This window comes from Nocardioides sp. NPDC051685, assembly GCF_044453405.1.
Lineage (GTDB): Bacteria > Actinomycetota > Actinomycetes > Propionibacteriales > Nocardioidaceae > Nocardioides.
Genome location: NZ_JBITCR010000002.1, coordinates 558,000 through 572,750, shown reverse-complemented (window position 1 = coordinate 572,750; position 14,751 = coordinate 558,000). Strand labels below are relative to the sequence as shown.

The following is a 14,751-nucleotide window of genomic DNA, read 5'->3' as shown; positions in this document are numbered from 1 at the left end:
TCGGGTTCCAGGCGGCCCACTGTACAACATAGATTATGAAAGATTAAGATGTTAAGGCAGTCAGGTGAAGCGCTTCGCGGACAGCTCGATGGCAGCGGGCGGTCCGCACAGATCCAGTGTCGGAGCCAACAAGGAGGAGATATGTCTCAAGCCGTCCTCGTGGGGGTGGAGGCGGCATGACGTTCGTCGGGCTCGCCCTTCCGCAACTGGGAGACATTGCGGACATCGAGGTCATCGAGGAGTTCTCGCGCTCCGCCCAACGGTTGGGCTTCGACTCGCTGTGGGCGCAGGAGCACTTCCTGTTCGCCTCCGGAGATGGATCCAAGTACCCGGAGCGGTCCGGGGGTGCTCAGCGAAGTGTGTACGAGACCGTGTACTCGCCGATCGAGCTGTTGTCGGCAGTGACCGCCTGGGCGCCCGGCATGGGAATTGGCACCAGCATTCTCGTCGCTGGCTACCACCAGCCCGCACCTCTCGCGAACCGACTGGCGACCCTCGACCACCTTTCCGGAGGCCGGCTCATTGCTGGCTTCGGCCTCGGCTGGTCGGACGAGGAGCACCGAGCAGCAGGCACCAACCCGCGTACGCGCGGCGAGCGCATGGACGACTTCGCGATGGCTCTCCGCGCGTGCTGGGGAGAGGACCCCGTGTCACACTCAGGCCCGTTTTTCGACGTTCCTGAAGGCATCATGCGGCCCAAGCCGGTTCGATCGATCCCGCTCATGTCGGGAATGTGGTCGGAAGCCGGGTTGCGCCGGACCGCCCGGCACTTCGACCTGTGGAACCCGGGTGGACCGTCAACGTCTCTTGACGAGGCCGAGGCGAGCCTGGCGCGCATGAACGAGTGGCGACCCGACGGGATGGACCCCCTAGGCATGGTCTATCGCATCGCGACGGAGACGACCGCCGGCGTCAAGCTCGGCGTGAAGGGAGTGAAGGACGTCGTCGCAGACGTGAGGGAGCGGGGCATCGAAGGCGTCATCATCGATACGAACTTCGACACCAGCATCACCAGCCGAGGGGAGTGGCTGGACCTGCTGGAGCGTCTTGCCCCGACCACCGAGCCGACGACAGGGTGAGGACGTGACATTGGGCGAGCAAGCGATGCTGGACGGCGCCATGCCCAGCCGGAGACCCCAGCGCTCAGGGAGTCGCTGTGGCCGCAGCCCCGGATTCCAGCAGAGTGTCGGCGTCCATACCCAGCTCGGCCAGGACATCGCTCGTGTGCTCGCCGGGGGCCGGTGACGTCAGCAGTTCGGGGGGCGCCAGGTCGTGGTTCGACATACGTGGTACGACGCCGGGCTGGATGCCGTCCGGTGTCTCGATCAGGCTGCCGCGCTCCTTCACGTGCGGATCGGCGGGTGCCTCGCGAAGGGAGAGTATGGGCGCGACACAGGCGTCGGTCCCGTCGAACTTCTTCATCCACTCTTCTTGGGTCCGCTCCGCGACACGCCCGGCGATGAGTGCGTAGAGCTGAGGCCAACGTGATCGGTCGTACTGCGACGCGACCGGAAAGTCGACATTCAGACCGCGGATCAGCCCTGCGAAGAACTTCGGCTCGAGAGCGCCGACCGAGACATGACGGCCGTCGGAGGTTTCGTAGACGGTATAGAACGGGCAGCCGCCATCCAGCAGGTTCGAAGAGCGCTGGTCCGTCCACCGGCCCGCATTGCCGAGCGCCTGTACGACGGAGGTCAGGTGGCTGGCGCCGTCCACGATCGCCACGTCCACCACCTGTCCCTTCGCGGTCAGTTGCGACTCGCGGAGGGCCGCGAGCACCCCGATCACGAGAAAGGTGCCGCCTCCGCCGAAATCGCCGATCAGGTTGAGAGGGATCTGGGGGCCGCGGTCGTCTCCGATCGCGTGAAGGGCTCCCGTGACGGCAATGTAGGAGATGTCGTGGCCCGCCGCCATCCGATACGGGCCTGTCTGGCCCCAGCCGGTCATCCGTCCATAGACGAGGCGTGGGTTGAGCTCCAGTGCGTCATCGGGTCCGAAGCCGAGGCGTTCCATGACGCCGGGGCGGAAGCCCTCGATCAGAATGTCGCTTCGGCGGATCACCTCCGCTGCCACTTCCTTGCCGCCGCCGGTGCGGAGGTCAAGAGCGATCGACCGTTTGCCACGGTTCAGGAGGTTGAAACGCGGGTCCATGGTGATCTCGTCACCCGTGGCCGGCCGGTCGATGCGGATGACGTCGGCGCCGAGATCGGCCAGCACCATCGCAGCGTAGGGCGCTGGCCCCTGGCCAGCGAACTCGACGACTCGAACTCCGTCCAGCGGTCCCTTGCTGTTACTCGTCACGTTCTCGTTGCTCCAATTCTTGTCGGGGTGGTGCCGTCGCTTCAGTGCGTCAGTCGAGCGGCTGACCGCCGAGGCGCTCCCGGAGCGTGGTCCCATCAGACGCGTGATCGGCCACCAGCTGCTGGGCGAGCTCGAGTAGTACTGAGCGTCGAGAACGCCCCTGTCGGTCCGGTTGCGCATCCAAGACGTCAGGGATCCCGGGTTACGGGTTCCTCCTCATCAGCGCGGCCGTCCGTCGATGAGCTCGTTGCGCCGCAGCTCGATCAGATCCTCGTGCGGAGGATGCGTCAGGATGTAAGGCCGGTGATTGTCGATGCCGTCGAGCACGATCTCGCCGACGGCATCGCTGTCGATGATCTCGTAGGGCATGCTGGCCCGGTTGGGCAGCCGACCGCCGACATCAGCGGTCTCGACGAGATTGTTGCCGGACGTGCCGACGTAGTCGCTCCACGGTTTGACGGAGGTCGACTCGGTCGCCTCGGACTCGGGACGGAGACGTGCGCTGCTGGTGATCCGGGTCTTGATCGGGCCCGGGTACAGCACGCTCACGCCGATGCCTTGGGTCTGGAGCTCGGCACGGACTGCGACGGAGAAAGCGTCGACGGCACCTTTGGACGCCGAATAGGCGGAGTGTCCGGCGAAGGGATGAATGGCCGCGGTGGAGGCCGTGTTGACGATGTGCCGTTCCCCCGACCCGTTGAGCATGCGGCGGACGAATGCCATGTGCCCGTTGACGACTCCCCAGAAGTTGACATCCATGATCCAGCGGAAGTCCTGATCGCTGGTGTCCCACGATGCACGGAACGGTCGAAGGGTGACTCCGGCGTTGTTGACCAGCACCGAGACGGGGCCGAACTCGTTTTCTGCTCGGTCAGCCATCGCTTCGACGGCGTCCCTGTCGCGGACGTCCACGCCAAGGCCGATCGCTCGGTGGCCCGACTCCACGATCTCCTTGGCGACGGCGTCCGCCGCGTCATCCTCGACGTCGGCGACAACGACGCCCAGTCCGCGAGCGGCGAGTGCCATCGCGATCGATCGACCGATGCCGCTGCCCGCTCCAGTGACGACAGCCGCGCCCCGGAAGCCACGCCTTCCCGTCGTGTTCACCATGGCATGCTCGTTCCGCCGTTGGGACGCAGCACGGTCCCGGTGACGAAGCGTGCCGCATCGGATGCCAGGTAGAGCACGGCGTACGCCTGGTCGAACTCGTCGCCGACGAACCCGAGCGGCGTGCGCGTCGCCGTGGCTTGGAGCGTCCGCTCGCGGTCGACCTCGTCGTTGTCGTGATGGCGGCGGGTGATCCCCGTCTCCACCCAGCCCGCGGCCACTGCGTTCACGCGCACTCCCTGGGGCGCGAGCTCGAGTGCGAGCGACCTGGTGTATTGGTGCGCAGCGGCCTTCGACGAGGTGTACGCGCTCACGGTGTCCATTGGCTTGTCGACGCCTCCGGTGGTGATGTTCACGATCACGCCCCGCCCCTTACTGACCATATGACGTGCCGCGGCCTGCGAACCGTGGCTCACTCCGAGAAAGTTCACGTGCCATACCCGCAGCAGCTCCTCGTCGGAGACCTGCGACGGGGGAGCATCGCCGATGATCCCTGCGTTGTTGACCCAGATGTCGAGCGCGCCGGCCGCGTCGGCCACGAGGTCGGCGACCCGTGCGGTCTCCTCCGCGTCCGAGACGTCGAGCGCAGCGCTCTCTGCTGCCCAGCCATGGCTCCGGATCTCCTCGACGGTCGCCTTCGTGCCGGCTTCGTCGATGTCGGTCACCCAGACGCGCGCGCCTGCGCTCGCGAGCACGATTGCGATGCCCCGCCCGATGCCGCGTCCAGCTCCGGTGACGACCGCGGAACGCCCGGCGAGGGAGAAGGGTTGCTCAAGCAGAGGCATGCATCGTCTCCATCGACTTGACCGGAACGTGGGATCGCACGAACCGTGCTATGGCCTGGATCGACGCGTCTGACTCCGGTGCCCGACCCGCCATGAGCTGGAAGACGTGTTGCATCTCGGGGACGACCTCGAGCTCGTGCGCCACGCCCGCGTCAGCAAGCTTCTGGGCGAACATCTTGACGCCGTCGACGAGCAGTTCGGCGCCACCCACGCTGAGGAAATGGGGTGGCAGTCCACGCGCGTCCGCACGGAGTGCGGTGACGTATGGATGAGTGCGCTGCGCCTCGTCGGAGATGAACATGGCGACATTGGCCTGGATGCCTGCACGACCGCGAGCGCCGGCGAGCTGATCGTTCTGGACGTTGGTGTGGAAGCTCTCGCCCAGTCCTTCGGTGTCGTAGTACGCCGACAGCGTGACGACTGCGCCCGGAACGGCGCTCCCGTTGTCGCGCAGCTGCTGGGCCAGCGCCGTTGAGAGCGCGCCACCGGCAGAGTCGCCCGCGACGACGATGCGCGACGGCGCGATGCCGCCCTCGACGAGCCAGTCGAAGGCGGTGCGTACATCCTCGAGGGGCGCGGGGAATCGGTGCTCGGGAGCCAACCGGTAGTCGGGGACAAACGCAGCGGCCCCGATGGCCCTGGCGAAGTGGGCTGCCAGCTTCCGGTGGCTGATGGAGCCGCCTCCGATGTATCCGCCGCCGTGGATGTAGAGGATGGCGGAGGACGGGTCCGCATCTGTCGGAACTGCTCGGATACCGGGCACGGGTGAGTCGACGGACTCGAACCACACGCCCGGCGCCTCCGCGGTGACGGCGCCCCACTCACTGAAGATGCTGCGGAGGAAACCGATCGGCTCGTTCTGGTTGACCGCGCGGCGCTCGTTCCAGGAGGTGAAGAGGCGGGTCAGGCTCTCGGACTCGCTGCTTGCCATGGCTGTCTCCTCTCGTGGTTCAGGTGGTGGGTTGGCGCCAGGAGTTGAGGATGGGGATGGCGGATTGGACGAGGCCGATGTGATCGGCCGCGAGGTGGTTGCGAGCGACGGTCATGTCGCGGGTGAGGCGGCCGAGGACGCTAGGGTTGCGAAAGGTTTGGGTCGCTCCCCAGAGGCTGGCGAAGTTGATGACGTCGGTGCCGATGGTGTGGACCCAGGTGGTGACCTGGCGGATCCGGGCGGTGAGTTCGGCGGGGACTTCGCCGTGGGTGTGGGCGGCTTCCTCGGCTTCACGGAGAATGGCGTGGGCGTAGGCGCGGATGGAGTGGTACTTGGCGTCGGCCTCGGCGAGCTCTTTCAGGAACACTGGGTGGTGGTCCACGCCGTCGGGGTAACCTTGGCGGGTCTTGCCGGTGACGATCCGGGAGACCTCTTCGAGGGAGCGTTTCATCAGGCCGAGCACGACGCCGATGTGGCCGGCGAACCCGATCGCGGCACGGTCGAGCTCGGAGCCGACGACGGGCTGGGAGGGGTCGGTCCAGAAGGTCGAACGCAGTGTGTAGTTCTCGTCGAGGAACTGCTCGGGTAGGGCGTAGTCGTAGCTGCCGGTGCCGACCAGGCCCATCACGTCCCAGTTGCCGAGCATCTCGATCTTCTCCATCGGGGCGAAGAAGGCTCGGATGTCGGGGGCGTTCTCGTTCAGCATCTTCTGGGTGCCGTCGGGGTTGAGGACCCGCACGGTGACGGCCAGGTGGCTGCAGAACTTCGAGCCGCTGGCGAAATGGAGTCGTTCGGCGCCGCCGATCAGCCCGCCTTCGGTCTCGGTGGCGGTGCCCAGTGGGGCGGCATAGCCTGCGCAGATCGCCTTCTGCGGACCCCCGAACAGCTCGTCCCGCCCTTTCTGGGGCATGAAGAACGAGGCGTTCCGGGTGCCGATCGAGGTGGCCATCAGCACCCAGCCGGTGGAGCCGTCGGCGCGGGAGATCTCCTCGATCACCTTCAGGCCGGTGACGATGTCGACCTGCCCGCCGCCGTACTCGCGGGGTGCGAACATCCAGAACAGGCCCTGGTCGGCCAGCGCCTGGCCGGCGACGTCGGTGACGTCGGTGGCCTTCTCTCCGGCCTCGGCCTCGGCCTCGATGATCCCGGCGATCGACCTCGCCCGCTCCAGGAAGTCCACTTCGGTGCTGACCTCCGGGGTATCGATGAGCGTCACCTGTCGCCACCCTCTCTCACGTCATCTGACACAAGCCCGCGGGGCGTTCCCGCTGGCCCGATCGAAATTACCGCCTAGATTTCATCCATGTAAATACTTACACAGATAAAAATGAAACTGTCATCGCTTCGCCGACGTCATGTAAACGTGGGGGTGACGACGACGTTCATCGCCTTCGCCCCTTTGACGCGTCCTTGCAATGTCTGTAGGGCCTCCTCGAAGCGATCGAATCCGAAGACATGCGTGCGCATCTTCCGGAGTTGCACCCGTCCGGAGACCAACATCTCGGCCGCCGTGCGATAGGCCGCGATGCTGGTGTTGGCCGCGCCGATCACGCTGATGTTGCGAGACGTGATGCGGCCGATGGGGAAGCCGTCCATCGTGGGGGTCTTCATTCCGACGTTCACCAAGGTCCCGCCGGCCCGCAACGCATCGATCCCCTGCTGTGTTGTCCGGGTGGTTCGCGGCGCGGTGTCCACGACGAGATCGACCCCATCGCCGCGGGTGTGCTGCCGCACGACCTCGAGTAGGTCTTCTGTCTCGACGTCCACTACTGCGTCCGCACCGAACTCGAGGGCGAGATCGAGCTTGTGTCGATCCGTGGAGAGCCCGGTCGCGATGATCGTGCCCGCTCCTGCGGCCCGGAGCGCAGCGACGCAGGCGAGCCCGCGCTGCCCGGTGCCGATGACCATGACCGACTGACCGAGCTTCAGGTTGGGCGTGAGGATCGACCATTGGATTGCTCCGCCCAACGGATTCCACAGGGTCGCGTCGAGCGGGTCGAAGTCTGCGGGGAAGGGGTACAGGACCGTATCTGGGTCAATGTAGACGTGGGTGCTGTATCCCCCCCAAAGACCTGGCTCGATCCTCATGGGCACGAAGCCGTAGATGGCAGGCGAGAAGCGCTGTCCGTTGCACATGTGGTGGCGGCCATCGCTGCACGAGACGCATCTGCCGCACGGGATGACCGGGTTGACAGCGACCCGGTCGCCGACGTTGAGGTTCTCGCGATGCTTGGTCTTCGGCCCGAGGTCCTCGATGACGCCGACGATCTCGTGGCCGTTGATGCGGGGGTAGCGGTCGGGGTCATCCGGTGGAAATGTTGGGTCCTTGCCCAGGAACGACTCGACGTCACTGCCGCAGATCCCATTCGCCTCCACTCGCAGGAGGGCGGCCCCTGGTGGGAGCACAGGGAAGGGGATCTCTTGGAACTCCTGCTTCTCGGGACCGATCTGCACTAGTGCAGTTGCTGAGCTGACCACCTTGACTCCTCGCTGGCGCCGCCGCCAAACTATACAATGAATGTGAGTATAGCGCTTCGCGAGCCACGTGGACAGGACGTACAGCAATGACCAGCGGAAACAAGGCGGCTCGCCTGCGGGCGCTGTTCGAGTCTCCCGACACGAGCCTGATGCCGTTCGGTGTCCTGCCGCTCCATGCCCGGATGGCCCAGCAGGCTGGGTTCAAGGCCTTCGAGGTCTCCGGAGGACTCTCGTCGTGGTGGCTCACCGCGATGGCGGACGTCGGGTATCTGACGATGACCGAAGTCGTGGACCATGCGGCCAAGGTTGCCCGAGCCGTTGACATCCCCGTCTTCTGTGATGCCGACACCGGCTATGGCGGCCCCGTGAACGTGCAGCGTACGACGCGATCCTTCATTGACGCGGGTGTCGCCGGGATCCACCTGGAGGACCAGGCTGAGCCGAAGAAGGCTGGTGGGCGCGCGGGAATTCGCCTGGTGTCGGATGTGGAGGCGATCGGCCGACTGACAGCAGCCGTGGAGGAGCGCGAAAGGGTCGATCCCGACTTCGTCGTCGTCGCTCGTACGGACGGCTATGGCGCCATCGGTGGCGGCCTCGACGAGGCGATCCGGCGCGGTTTGCTCTACCGTGCCGAGACGGATGTCGACGTCATCTTCTACGAAGGGCTCGACTCCTGGCGAGATGTCGAGACCGTGCTCCGGGAGACGCCTGGGCCCGCCTATGCGATCCCCAGCAGGAAGGCCGGTCCGACGCCCTCCGTAGCGCGGCTGACCGCCATGGGGCAGGCCATTCAGATCATCCCGTTCATCCTGCCGGGTGTGCACGAGGTCTGGCAGCTCCTTCGCGCTGTGGCAGCGAGTGGTGAGCTGGCGCCAATCGAGGACTACCGCGCCCACATGGACACGTTCAAGGGCACCGAAGGCTGGGTCGGTTGGGGCGAGGAACTGCTGGCTCTGTCCTACGAGCAGGTGAGCCGGCTGGAGGCGCGGGTCATGCCGGAGCCCAGGAACGCGCTGGCGGAACGGCCCGCGTCGACTGAGGGCGGGGAGTGCCGGTGAAGGCGGTCGTCGTCGGGTTTCAAGCCGGCCTCACGCGCCGCATACGGTGTGGGCCAGATCACGAACCGGTCTGAGGTATTGATCTTTACAAAGATTAGAAAGATCTTCTACGCTGGTGATCCGTCAATGAGCGCCGCGGCCGTTCGGCTCGCGGTCAGGTAGGAAGAGGCACGATGTTGAGCTACTCGGAGTCGGCGGAGGTCACTGACCTCCGCAAGACCCTGCGATCGCTGATGCGTGAGTCGATTCCGCCGGAGTTCTTGGGTGCATTCACCGATGACCCGGCGGACCTAGAGATCGCGGAAAGCTTCTGTCAGGTGCTCGGTCGACAGCGGTTGCTGGCGATGGCCTGGCCTCAGGAGTTCGGTGGGGGAGGTGCCGGAACCTGGGAGCAGACGGCACTGCGCGAGGAGATGTGGGCTCACCACGAGCCGCGAGGCGCCCAGTACATGGGAATCAACTGGGTGGGCCCTGTGATCATGCGTCACGGTACGACCGCGCAGCACGAGCGTTTCCTTCCCCCGATCGCAGCCGGCGAGGTCATCTGGTGCCAAGGGTTCAGCGAGCCGGGCGCGGGCTCGGACCTCCCGGCACTGCGGACCTCGGCCAAGCGGGTTCCTGGCGGATGGATGATCAACGGACAGAAGATCTGGACCTCCTACGCGCGGATGGCGCAGTGGTGCTTCCTGCTCGCCCGCACCGGCTCCGTCGATGATCGCAAGGAAGGGATCACAGTCTTCCTGCTGAAGATGGACCAGCCAGGTGTCGACGCCCGTCCGGTGCCGAGCATGCTCGGCAACCATCACCTGAACGAGGTGTATTTCACCGACGCATTCGTGCCGGACGACCAGGTGCTGGGAGAGGTCGGCGAGGGGTGGACGATCATCACCGACGTGTTGGCGTTCGAACGCGTCGGCATCGCTCGTTACGCCCGCTGCGAACGCTTGCTCTCCTGGGCTCCGCAGGCACTGGGGGACCGGTGGGCCGACATCCCGGCCTCGCTGCGGGTGCGATGGGCGATGGCCCTCGTGCATGCGCGGCAGTCCAGGTTGATGGCCTACAAGGTCGTCGATCACCAGGAGCGCGGTGGACTGGATCCCGCTGATGCTGCAGCGTACCGGGTCGCGGTGACGACCCTGGACCAGGAGGTCGCCGAGGTGCTGATGGATCTGGTGGGTCAGTCGGCGGTGGGAGACGACCACCAGTCCCGGCGGTTCGAGCACGCCGTGGAGGATCACTGGCGCTACGCCCAGGCGGCAACGGTGTCGTCGGGAACGACGGAGATGCAGAAGCAACTGCTGGCAAGGAGCCTGGTGCGGTGATGATGAGCCAGATTTCAACCGATGCGGCCACGCTGGGGCAGTTCGTGACCGAGGCGCTGGCCGGCGCCGGCGGGCTGGACGTGTTCCGTGCAGCCGAGAAAGAGCCCGGAGCTCGAGCGGAGGCGGTCGAGAAGATCCTGACTCCGTTCGGGGTCTGGGATCTGGATCCGCACGCGGATGCCGCCGAGTTCGAAGCGGCCGCCACGGTGGCCCGCGCGGCTGGCAGCTTCGCGGTGCCTTATCCCGTATGTGAACGACTGGCCAGCGCCGACCGGTCACGAAGCCTCTTGCTGGTCGCCGGAGAGGGAAGCAATCTCGGAGCTCATGCTGACCTCGACCTGGCGTGGACAGCGGTGGATCCGCACGGCCACCGCTATGAGGTCAAGCAGGCAGCTTCGGCGCCACTGGGAACGCGGCTCGGCGCTTTCGCGACCCGTGTCGACATCCGTTCCCACGACGACCCGACAAGCGCCGATGGGCGCGCTGAGGCTGCGGCGCTGATGACGCTGCAGGGCTGGTGGCTGCTCGGTCTGCTGGAGCGGTGCGTTGCAGATACTTCGCAGTACGTCCAGGAGCGAGAGCAGTTCGGGCGCAGGCTGGCGGCTTTCCAGGCGGTGGGCTTCTCCATTGCCGAGATCAGTGTCGAGGTGCACAAGCTCGAGGAGCTTGCCAAGTACACCCTGTGGTCACAGTGGGCGAGCACCGAGGCGAGTACCGCCCTGGTGGACGCTCTGGCGCTCAGGGCAGCCAGCCTCGAGGCGGCCGAGCGCGTTCTCCGGGGCACGCACCAGTTGCACGGCGCCATGGGCTTTTGCGACGAAACGGATGTCTCGGTCCTGTCCCGGGCCAGCCACCTCGTTCGCAGGCTTCCCATCGGGGTGGAACAGACGTTCGAGCTCCTCACGGATGCCGTCGCGGACCATGGTCTGGCTGGCCCCTTTGCCGATCCGGCCGAGCTTGCCTGAGGGATCATGTGGAGACTGGACAGATCCGTAGAGAAGAGGATGGGACGTCGGCTGTGAGTTGGACGACCGAGTCTCTGAGAGACTGGATTTTCGCGCGGCCCCAAGAGCTCGACGGCTTCAGGGTGTGCGCTGAGGACGACCTGGGCGCGCACGTCCAGCGCGGCACGTCATTGCTGGCGTACCTGCACAACGCCGGGATCAACCAGCAGGGGTGGCCCGAGTCATCCGGTGGATCGGGCGGCAGCGCGGTGGACCGCGCTGTGCTCTACGACGAGCTGACCCGTGCCGGGCTGGTACTCCCGGAGCCGGTGGCGGCACTGGAGGTCCTCGGGCCAGCGCTGGTGCGATTCGCACCGCAGCTCGCGTCCCGCCACCTGCCCCGATTGCTCTCGGGTGAGGAGATCTGGTGCCAGGGATTCTCCGAGCCTGAGGCCGGCAGCGACCTCGCAAGCGTCCGAACGACGGCGACCAGACGAGGCGATTCGTGGGTGCTCCAGGGTCAGAAGGTGTGGACCTCGTTCGGCCACCTCGCCCATTGGTGTGCGGTCCTCGCCCGGACGGGTTCACGAGAGAGCCGGCATCGCGGTCTCACCTTGTTCTGGGTCGATCTGTCGAGTCCGGGCGTCACCGTGCGTCCGTTGCAGGCGCTCACGGGCGACGCGGACTTCTCCGAAGTGTTCCTCGATGACGTGGCGGTCGCGTCCGACCACATCATCGGGGACATCGGTGGTGGGTGGTCGGTGGCCATGTACCTCCTGCAGTACGAACGAGGGATGTGGGCCTGGCAGCGCCAGGCGATCCTCCATCAGATGCTGCAGATCCGGGTTCTTGGTCGTGAGCTGAGCGCCGCTCAGCTCGCCGAGCTCGGCAATGCCTACGCACTGCTCGCCAGCCTGCGTCTCAAGTGCGCGGCGACGATCGATCGACTGGCGAGGGAGGAGCCGTTGGGTCCGGAAGTGAGCGTCGACAAGATCTTGCTCAGCCAGACAGAACGGGCGGTGCACGACCTCTGCCGAAGCGTTGACCAAGCAGGGTTCCTGCTGAGTGACGGCGCTGATGCCCACCACCTCCGTAGCGACTGGTTCTACAGCCGCGCGGCCTCTGTCTACGGTGGTGCAGTCGAGGTCCAGAAGAACATCCTCGCCACTCGTATTCTGGGCTTACCCCGAGAGGCGGCATCGTGACTGACATCAACGAATCTGAGCTACGAGGTGCCGCCTCAGCGATGTTGGCCGGTGGACCATCGGCAGTCACCGCCGAGCAGCTCATCGAGACCGGGTGGGTCGACCTCCTGGAGGATGACGAGCGCGCCGCTGTGGCGTCGTTGTTCGAGGAGGCCGGCCGGACCACGGTCAAGACCGGTGCGCTCGTTCATGTTGCGGCGCACGCACTGGGCATATCGGGCGACGACACCTCCGCGTTGTGCACTCTCGATCGCGGGCACAAGCGACCGGCTTCCCCGGACTGGAACATCAGCGGGATCCTGACCGAGGGGCCGCCCGAGCGGCGCGTCATCGTGTGGTCATCCGAGGTCGCCGACCCGTTCGTCGCCGTTGTCGACCTTCACTCCATCGACTCGCAGCCGACGGAGGGAGCCGACCCGACGCTGGGCTGGCACCTGCTCAAGGACCGCCGCGCGCGCACGGTGCAGCTGATCGAACAGCCGCAGGCTCTTCGTACGGTGGTGGCGCTGAGCCGCGCGGTCCATTACGAACGGCTGGGTGCCGCCGAAGCGATGCTCGACATCGCGGTGGCCCATGTCAGCGAGAGGCACCAGTTCGGTCGCCCGATCGGGTCATACCAGGCCGTGCAGCACCGACTCGTCGACGTGCACGTGGCCGTGCGAGCGGCACACGCAGCTCTCGGACGTGTCTGGGATCACCCCGGTGCCATCGAGCTCATGGTTGCTGCCCTCAAGACCCAGGAGGCGGTGGACCTGGCAATCCAGCACACCTTGCAGGTCTGCGGCGGCATGGGCTTCACCGAGGAGTTCCCGTTGGGCAGCAAGATCCGACGTGTGCTGAAGCTCGGCGCGATTGTCCCCGATCCTGTGGCGCTTGCCGCAGCATTGGGGGAGCAACTCACAGGTGGTGAGCAACTGCCACGGCTTGTTGACCTTCGGATCGTTGAGGATAGGAGCGGCCAATGACTGCAGCCAACGTGAGCTTGCAGGGTTCGAGAGCAGTGCAGGTGGTTGACGCCTGGATCCAGCCGTGGAACGACGTGGTCGTCGACGCGCTGCCACCCCAGACGGCCAATGTGGTCAAACGGTACGGCGAAGAGCGGCTCATGGTCGGCGTACCGATCGAGACGATGCTTGACGAGCTGCGGGCCTCGCCCGTCGATCTCGCCCTCGTGTCGGGCGGTCCCGCGACTCCGATGTCGGAGGTTCTCAGGTGCCTCGAGCTCGCCCCGGACCTGTTGGTCGGCGTGGCCTGGACCGATCCCTCCGCGGGCGTCATGAAGGCGGTCCGTGAGCTCGAGCAACTGGTGAAGGACTACCCCATCTGCGGCTTCAAGCTGGAGCCGTTCTACCTGCGTCGGGACCCGACGGACCGGATCTTCTACCCCCTGTACGCCAAGTGCGAGGAGCTCGGACTCACCTTGCACACCCAGGTCGGAGGCACCGGACCGTTGTTCCCGTCGCGGACGGGACAGCCGTTGTACATCGACGACGTCGCGCTGGACTTCCCCGACCTGCGCATCGTGTGCGGCCACGTCGGGTCGCCGTGGGTGGACGAGATGATCCACGTCGCCTGGAAGCACGACAACGTCTACATCGACACATCGGCCCGGCTGCCGCGGCACCTCGAGCCGGCGTTCGCGAAGTACTTGCGGTCGTACGGCCAGGACAAGTGCATCTTCGCGACCGACTGGCCGCTGCTCGACTACACCAGCACTCTGAAGCAGGTAGACGACCTCGAGCTGCCGCCGCACGTTGCCGACAAGTTCTTGGCGGGCAACGCTGTACGCGCCTTCGGATTGGATCGATTCGGGATCGAGGTTGCGCCGCGTGACTGATACTACGGACATCTTCCGGTTGGATGGGCGCAAGGTCATCCTGACCGGTGCCTCCGTCGGCATCGGCCGCAGGATGGCAGAAGTGCTCGTGGGTGCGGGGGCCACCGTGACCGCGATCGCCCGCCGTGAACCACTTCTCAGGGAGCTCAGCGAGAGTCTCGGCGGCCGCATCCACACACTGAGTGCGGACCTGTCGGACCCTGCACAGGCGCGTGACGCGGCTCGCGGCGCGATCGACGTCATGGGTGGCATCGACGTGCTGGTGAACAACGCCGCCTACATCGCAGGTGGCGTGCGCGCCGAGGACGAGTCGCTCGAGGACATCCAACGGACGCTCGACGTGAACCTCGTGGCACCGATCGTGATGGCACAGACCGTCTACCCGCTCATGCGCGAGCAGGGTGCCGGATCCATCGTCAGTGTCTCCTCGATGGTGGCATCGGTGGGTATCGGCCGACTACCGCAAGCGGTCTACAGCGCGTCAAAAGGTGGTCTCAACGCGATCACCCGCGAGTGGGCCGCCCAATGGAGCCGCTTCGGGATCCGCGTGAACGCCCTGGCACCGGGATTCATCGAGACCGAGATGACCTCCGAGATCATCCAGGTGCCGAAGATCCACGATTGGATCACGTCCAACACGCTCCTGTCCCGTCCGGGCCGCCCCGATGACTTCGATGGCGCACTCCTCTTCCTGGCATCCGATGCCAGCTCCTACGTCACCGGCCAGGTCATCACGGTCGACGGCGGCTGGACTGCCCGATGACGCCCGACACCACGTCTGGA

The 14,751-nt window shown here is 66.0% G+C and carries 14 protein-coding genes; 8 read left to right on the top strand and 6 right to left on the bottom strand.

Translation table 11 applies throughout. From position 1 onward, the window contains the following. The first annotated feature begins 176 nt into the window (after positions 1-176). Complete coding sequence (locus tag ACIA03_RS07895) at positions 177-1,079, top strand: TIGR03619 family F420-dependent LLM class oxidoreductase (RefSeq protein WP_396980939.1); 903 nt, start codon at positions 177-179, stop codon at positions 1,077-1,079. Between the two features lie 64 nt (positions 1,080-1,143). Here the strand turns inward: ACIA03_RS07895 and ACIA03_RS07890 are convergent, their stop codons facing one another. From ACIA03_RS07890 to ACIA03_RS07865, 6 genes are all read right to left on the bottom strand, one after another. After that, positions 1,144-2,301 carry a CaiB/BaiF CoA transferase family protein gene (locus ACIA03_RS07890; protein WP_396980937.1) on the bottom strand — a complete coding sequence of 386 codons (1,158 nt, stop codon included), beginning with the start codon at positions 2,299-2,301 and terminating at the stop codon, positions 1,144-1,146. 219 nt (positions 2,302-2,520) lie between these two features. After that, complete coding sequence (locus tag ACIA03_RS07885) at positions 2,521-3,411, bottom strand: SDR family NAD(P)-dependent oxidoreductase (protein ID WP_396980935.1); 891 nt, start codon at positions 3,409-3,411, stop codon at positions 2,521-2,523. Further along, a complete protein-coding gene (locus tag ACIA03_RS07880; protein ID WP_396980932.1) occupies positions 3,405-4,193 on the bottom strand; it encodes an SDR family NAD(P)-dependent oxidoreductase in 789 nt (262 codons plus the stop codon). Before ACIA03_RS07880 ends, ACIA03_RS07885 begins: the two co-directional genes overlap by 7 nt. After that, positions 4,180-5,124, bottom strand: a complete 945-nt coding sequence (locus ACIA03_RS07875; RefSeq protein WP_396980930.1) for an alpha/beta hydrolase — start codon at positions 5,122-5,124, stop codon at positions 4,180-4,182. The genes ACIA03_RS07880 and ACIA03_RS07875 overlap by 14 nt, the downstream gene beginning before the upstream one ends. 19 nt (positions 5,125-5,143) lie before the next feature. Then, entirely contained in the window at positions 5,144-6,340 is a 1,197-nt protein-coding gene (locus tag ACIA03_RS07870; RefSeq protein WP_396980928.1) for an acyl-CoA dehydrogenase family protein, read from the bottom strand. 137 nt (positions 6,341-6,477) lie between these two features. Beyond that, complete coding sequence (locus ACIA03_RS07865) at positions 6,478-7,500, bottom strand: zinc-binding dehydrogenase (RefSeq protein ID WP_396981795.1); 1,023 nt, start codon at positions 7,498-7,500, stop codon at positions 6,478-6,480. Between the two features lie 188 nt (positions 7,501-7,688). On the opposite strand from ACIA03_RS07865, the gene ACIA03_RS07860 reads away from it, so the two are divergent. The 7 genes from ACIA03_RS07860 to ACIA03_RS07830 all read left to right on the top strand — a co-directional run bounded on the left by ACIA03_RS07860 (position 7,689) and on the right by ACIA03_RS07830 (position 14,731). Continuing rightward, positions 7,689-8,660 (top strand): oxaloacetate decarboxylase, encoded by a 972-nt coding sequence (locus ACIA03_RS07860; RefSeq protein WP_396980926.1) that lies wholly within the window; start codon positions 7,689-7,691, stop codon positions 8,658-8,660. 173 nt (positions 8,661-8,833) lie between these two features. Then, positions 8,834-9,982, top strand: a complete 1,149-nt coding sequence (locus ACIA03_RS07855) for an acyl-CoA dehydrogenase family protein (RefSeq protein ID WP_396980925.1) — start codon at positions 8,834-8,836, stop codon at positions 9,980-9,982. Then, the gene (locus tag ACIA03_RS07850; RefSeq protein ID WP_396981793.1) at positions 9,982-10,947 is read left to right on the top strand and encodes an acyl-CoA dehydrogenase family protein; all 966 of its coding nucleotides are present in this window, start codon (positions 9,982-9,984) and stop codon (positions 10,945-10,947) included. Before ACIA03_RS07855 ends, ACIA03_RS07850 begins: the two co-directional genes overlap by 1 nt. An 8-nt stretch (positions 10,948-10,955) precedes the next feature. Further along, the gene (locus tag ACIA03_RS07845; RefSeq protein ID WP_396980923.1) at positions 10,956-12,131 is read left to right on the top strand and encodes an acyl-CoA dehydrogenase family protein; all 1,176 of its coding nucleotides are present in this window, start codon (positions 10,956-10,958) and stop codon (positions 12,129-12,131) included. After that, positions 12,128-13,096, top strand: coding sequence for an acyl-CoA dehydrogenase family protein (locus ACIA03_RS07840; protein ID WP_396980921.1), 969 nt, complete (start codon positions 12,128-12,130; stop codon positions 13,094-13,096). Before ACIA03_RS07845 ends, ACIA03_RS07840 begins: the two co-directional genes overlap by 4 nt. Continuing rightward, complete coding sequence (locus ACIA03_RS07835; protein WP_396980919.1) at positions 13,093-13,968, top strand: amidohydrolase family protein; 876 nt, start codon at positions 13,093-13,095, stop codon at positions 13,966-13,968. The genes ACIA03_RS07840 and ACIA03_RS07835 overlap by 4 nt, the downstream gene beginning before the upstream one ends. After that, positions 13,961-14,731 (top strand): SDR family NAD(P)-dependent oxidoreductase, encoded by a 771-nt coding sequence (locus tag ACIA03_RS07830; protein WP_396980917.1) that lies wholly within the window; start codon positions 13,961-13,963, stop codon positions 14,729-14,731. The genes ACIA03_RS07835 and ACIA03_RS07830 overlap by 8 nt, the downstream gene beginning before the upstream one ends. Positions 14,732-14,751 lie beyond the last annotated feature (20 nt).

Excerpts from the sequence above, each read along its gene's own strand:
- ACIA03_RS07895 (WP_396980939.1), top strand. The coding sequence starts at position 177 with ATGACGTTCGTCGGGCTCGCCCTTCCGCAACTGGGAGACATTGCGGAC.
- ACIA03_RS07875 (WP_396980930.1), bottom strand. The coding sequence starts at position 5,124 with ATGGCAAGCAGCGAGTCCGAGAGCCTGACCCGCCTCTTCACCTCCTGG.
- ACIA03_RS07835 (WP_396980919.1), top strand. The coding sequence starts at position 13,093 with ATGACTGCAGCCAACGTGAGCTTGCAGGGTTCGAGAGCAGTGCAGGTG.
- ACIA03_RS07855 (WP_396980925.1), top strand. The coding sequence starts at position 8,834 with ATGTTGAGCTACTCGGAGTCGGCGGAGGTCACTGACCTCCGCAAGACC.
- ACIA03_RS07850 (WP_396981793.1), top strand. The coding sequence starts at position 9,982 with ATGATGAGCCAGATTTCAACCGATGCGGCCACGCTGGGGCAGTTCGTG.
- ACIA03_RS07880 (WP_396980932.1), bottom strand. The coding sequence starts at position 4,193 with ATGCCTCTGCTTGAGCAACCCTTCTCCCTCGCCGGGCGTTCCGCGGTC.
- ACIA03_RS07885 (WP_396980935.1), bottom strand. The coding sequence starts at position 3,411 with ATGGTGAACACGACGGGAAGGCGTGGCTTCCGGGGCGCGGCTGTCGTC.
- ACIA03_RS07860 (WP_396980926.1), top strand. The coding sequence starts at position 7,689 with ATGACCAGCGGAAACAAGGCGGCTCGCCTGCGGGCGCTGTTCGAGTCT.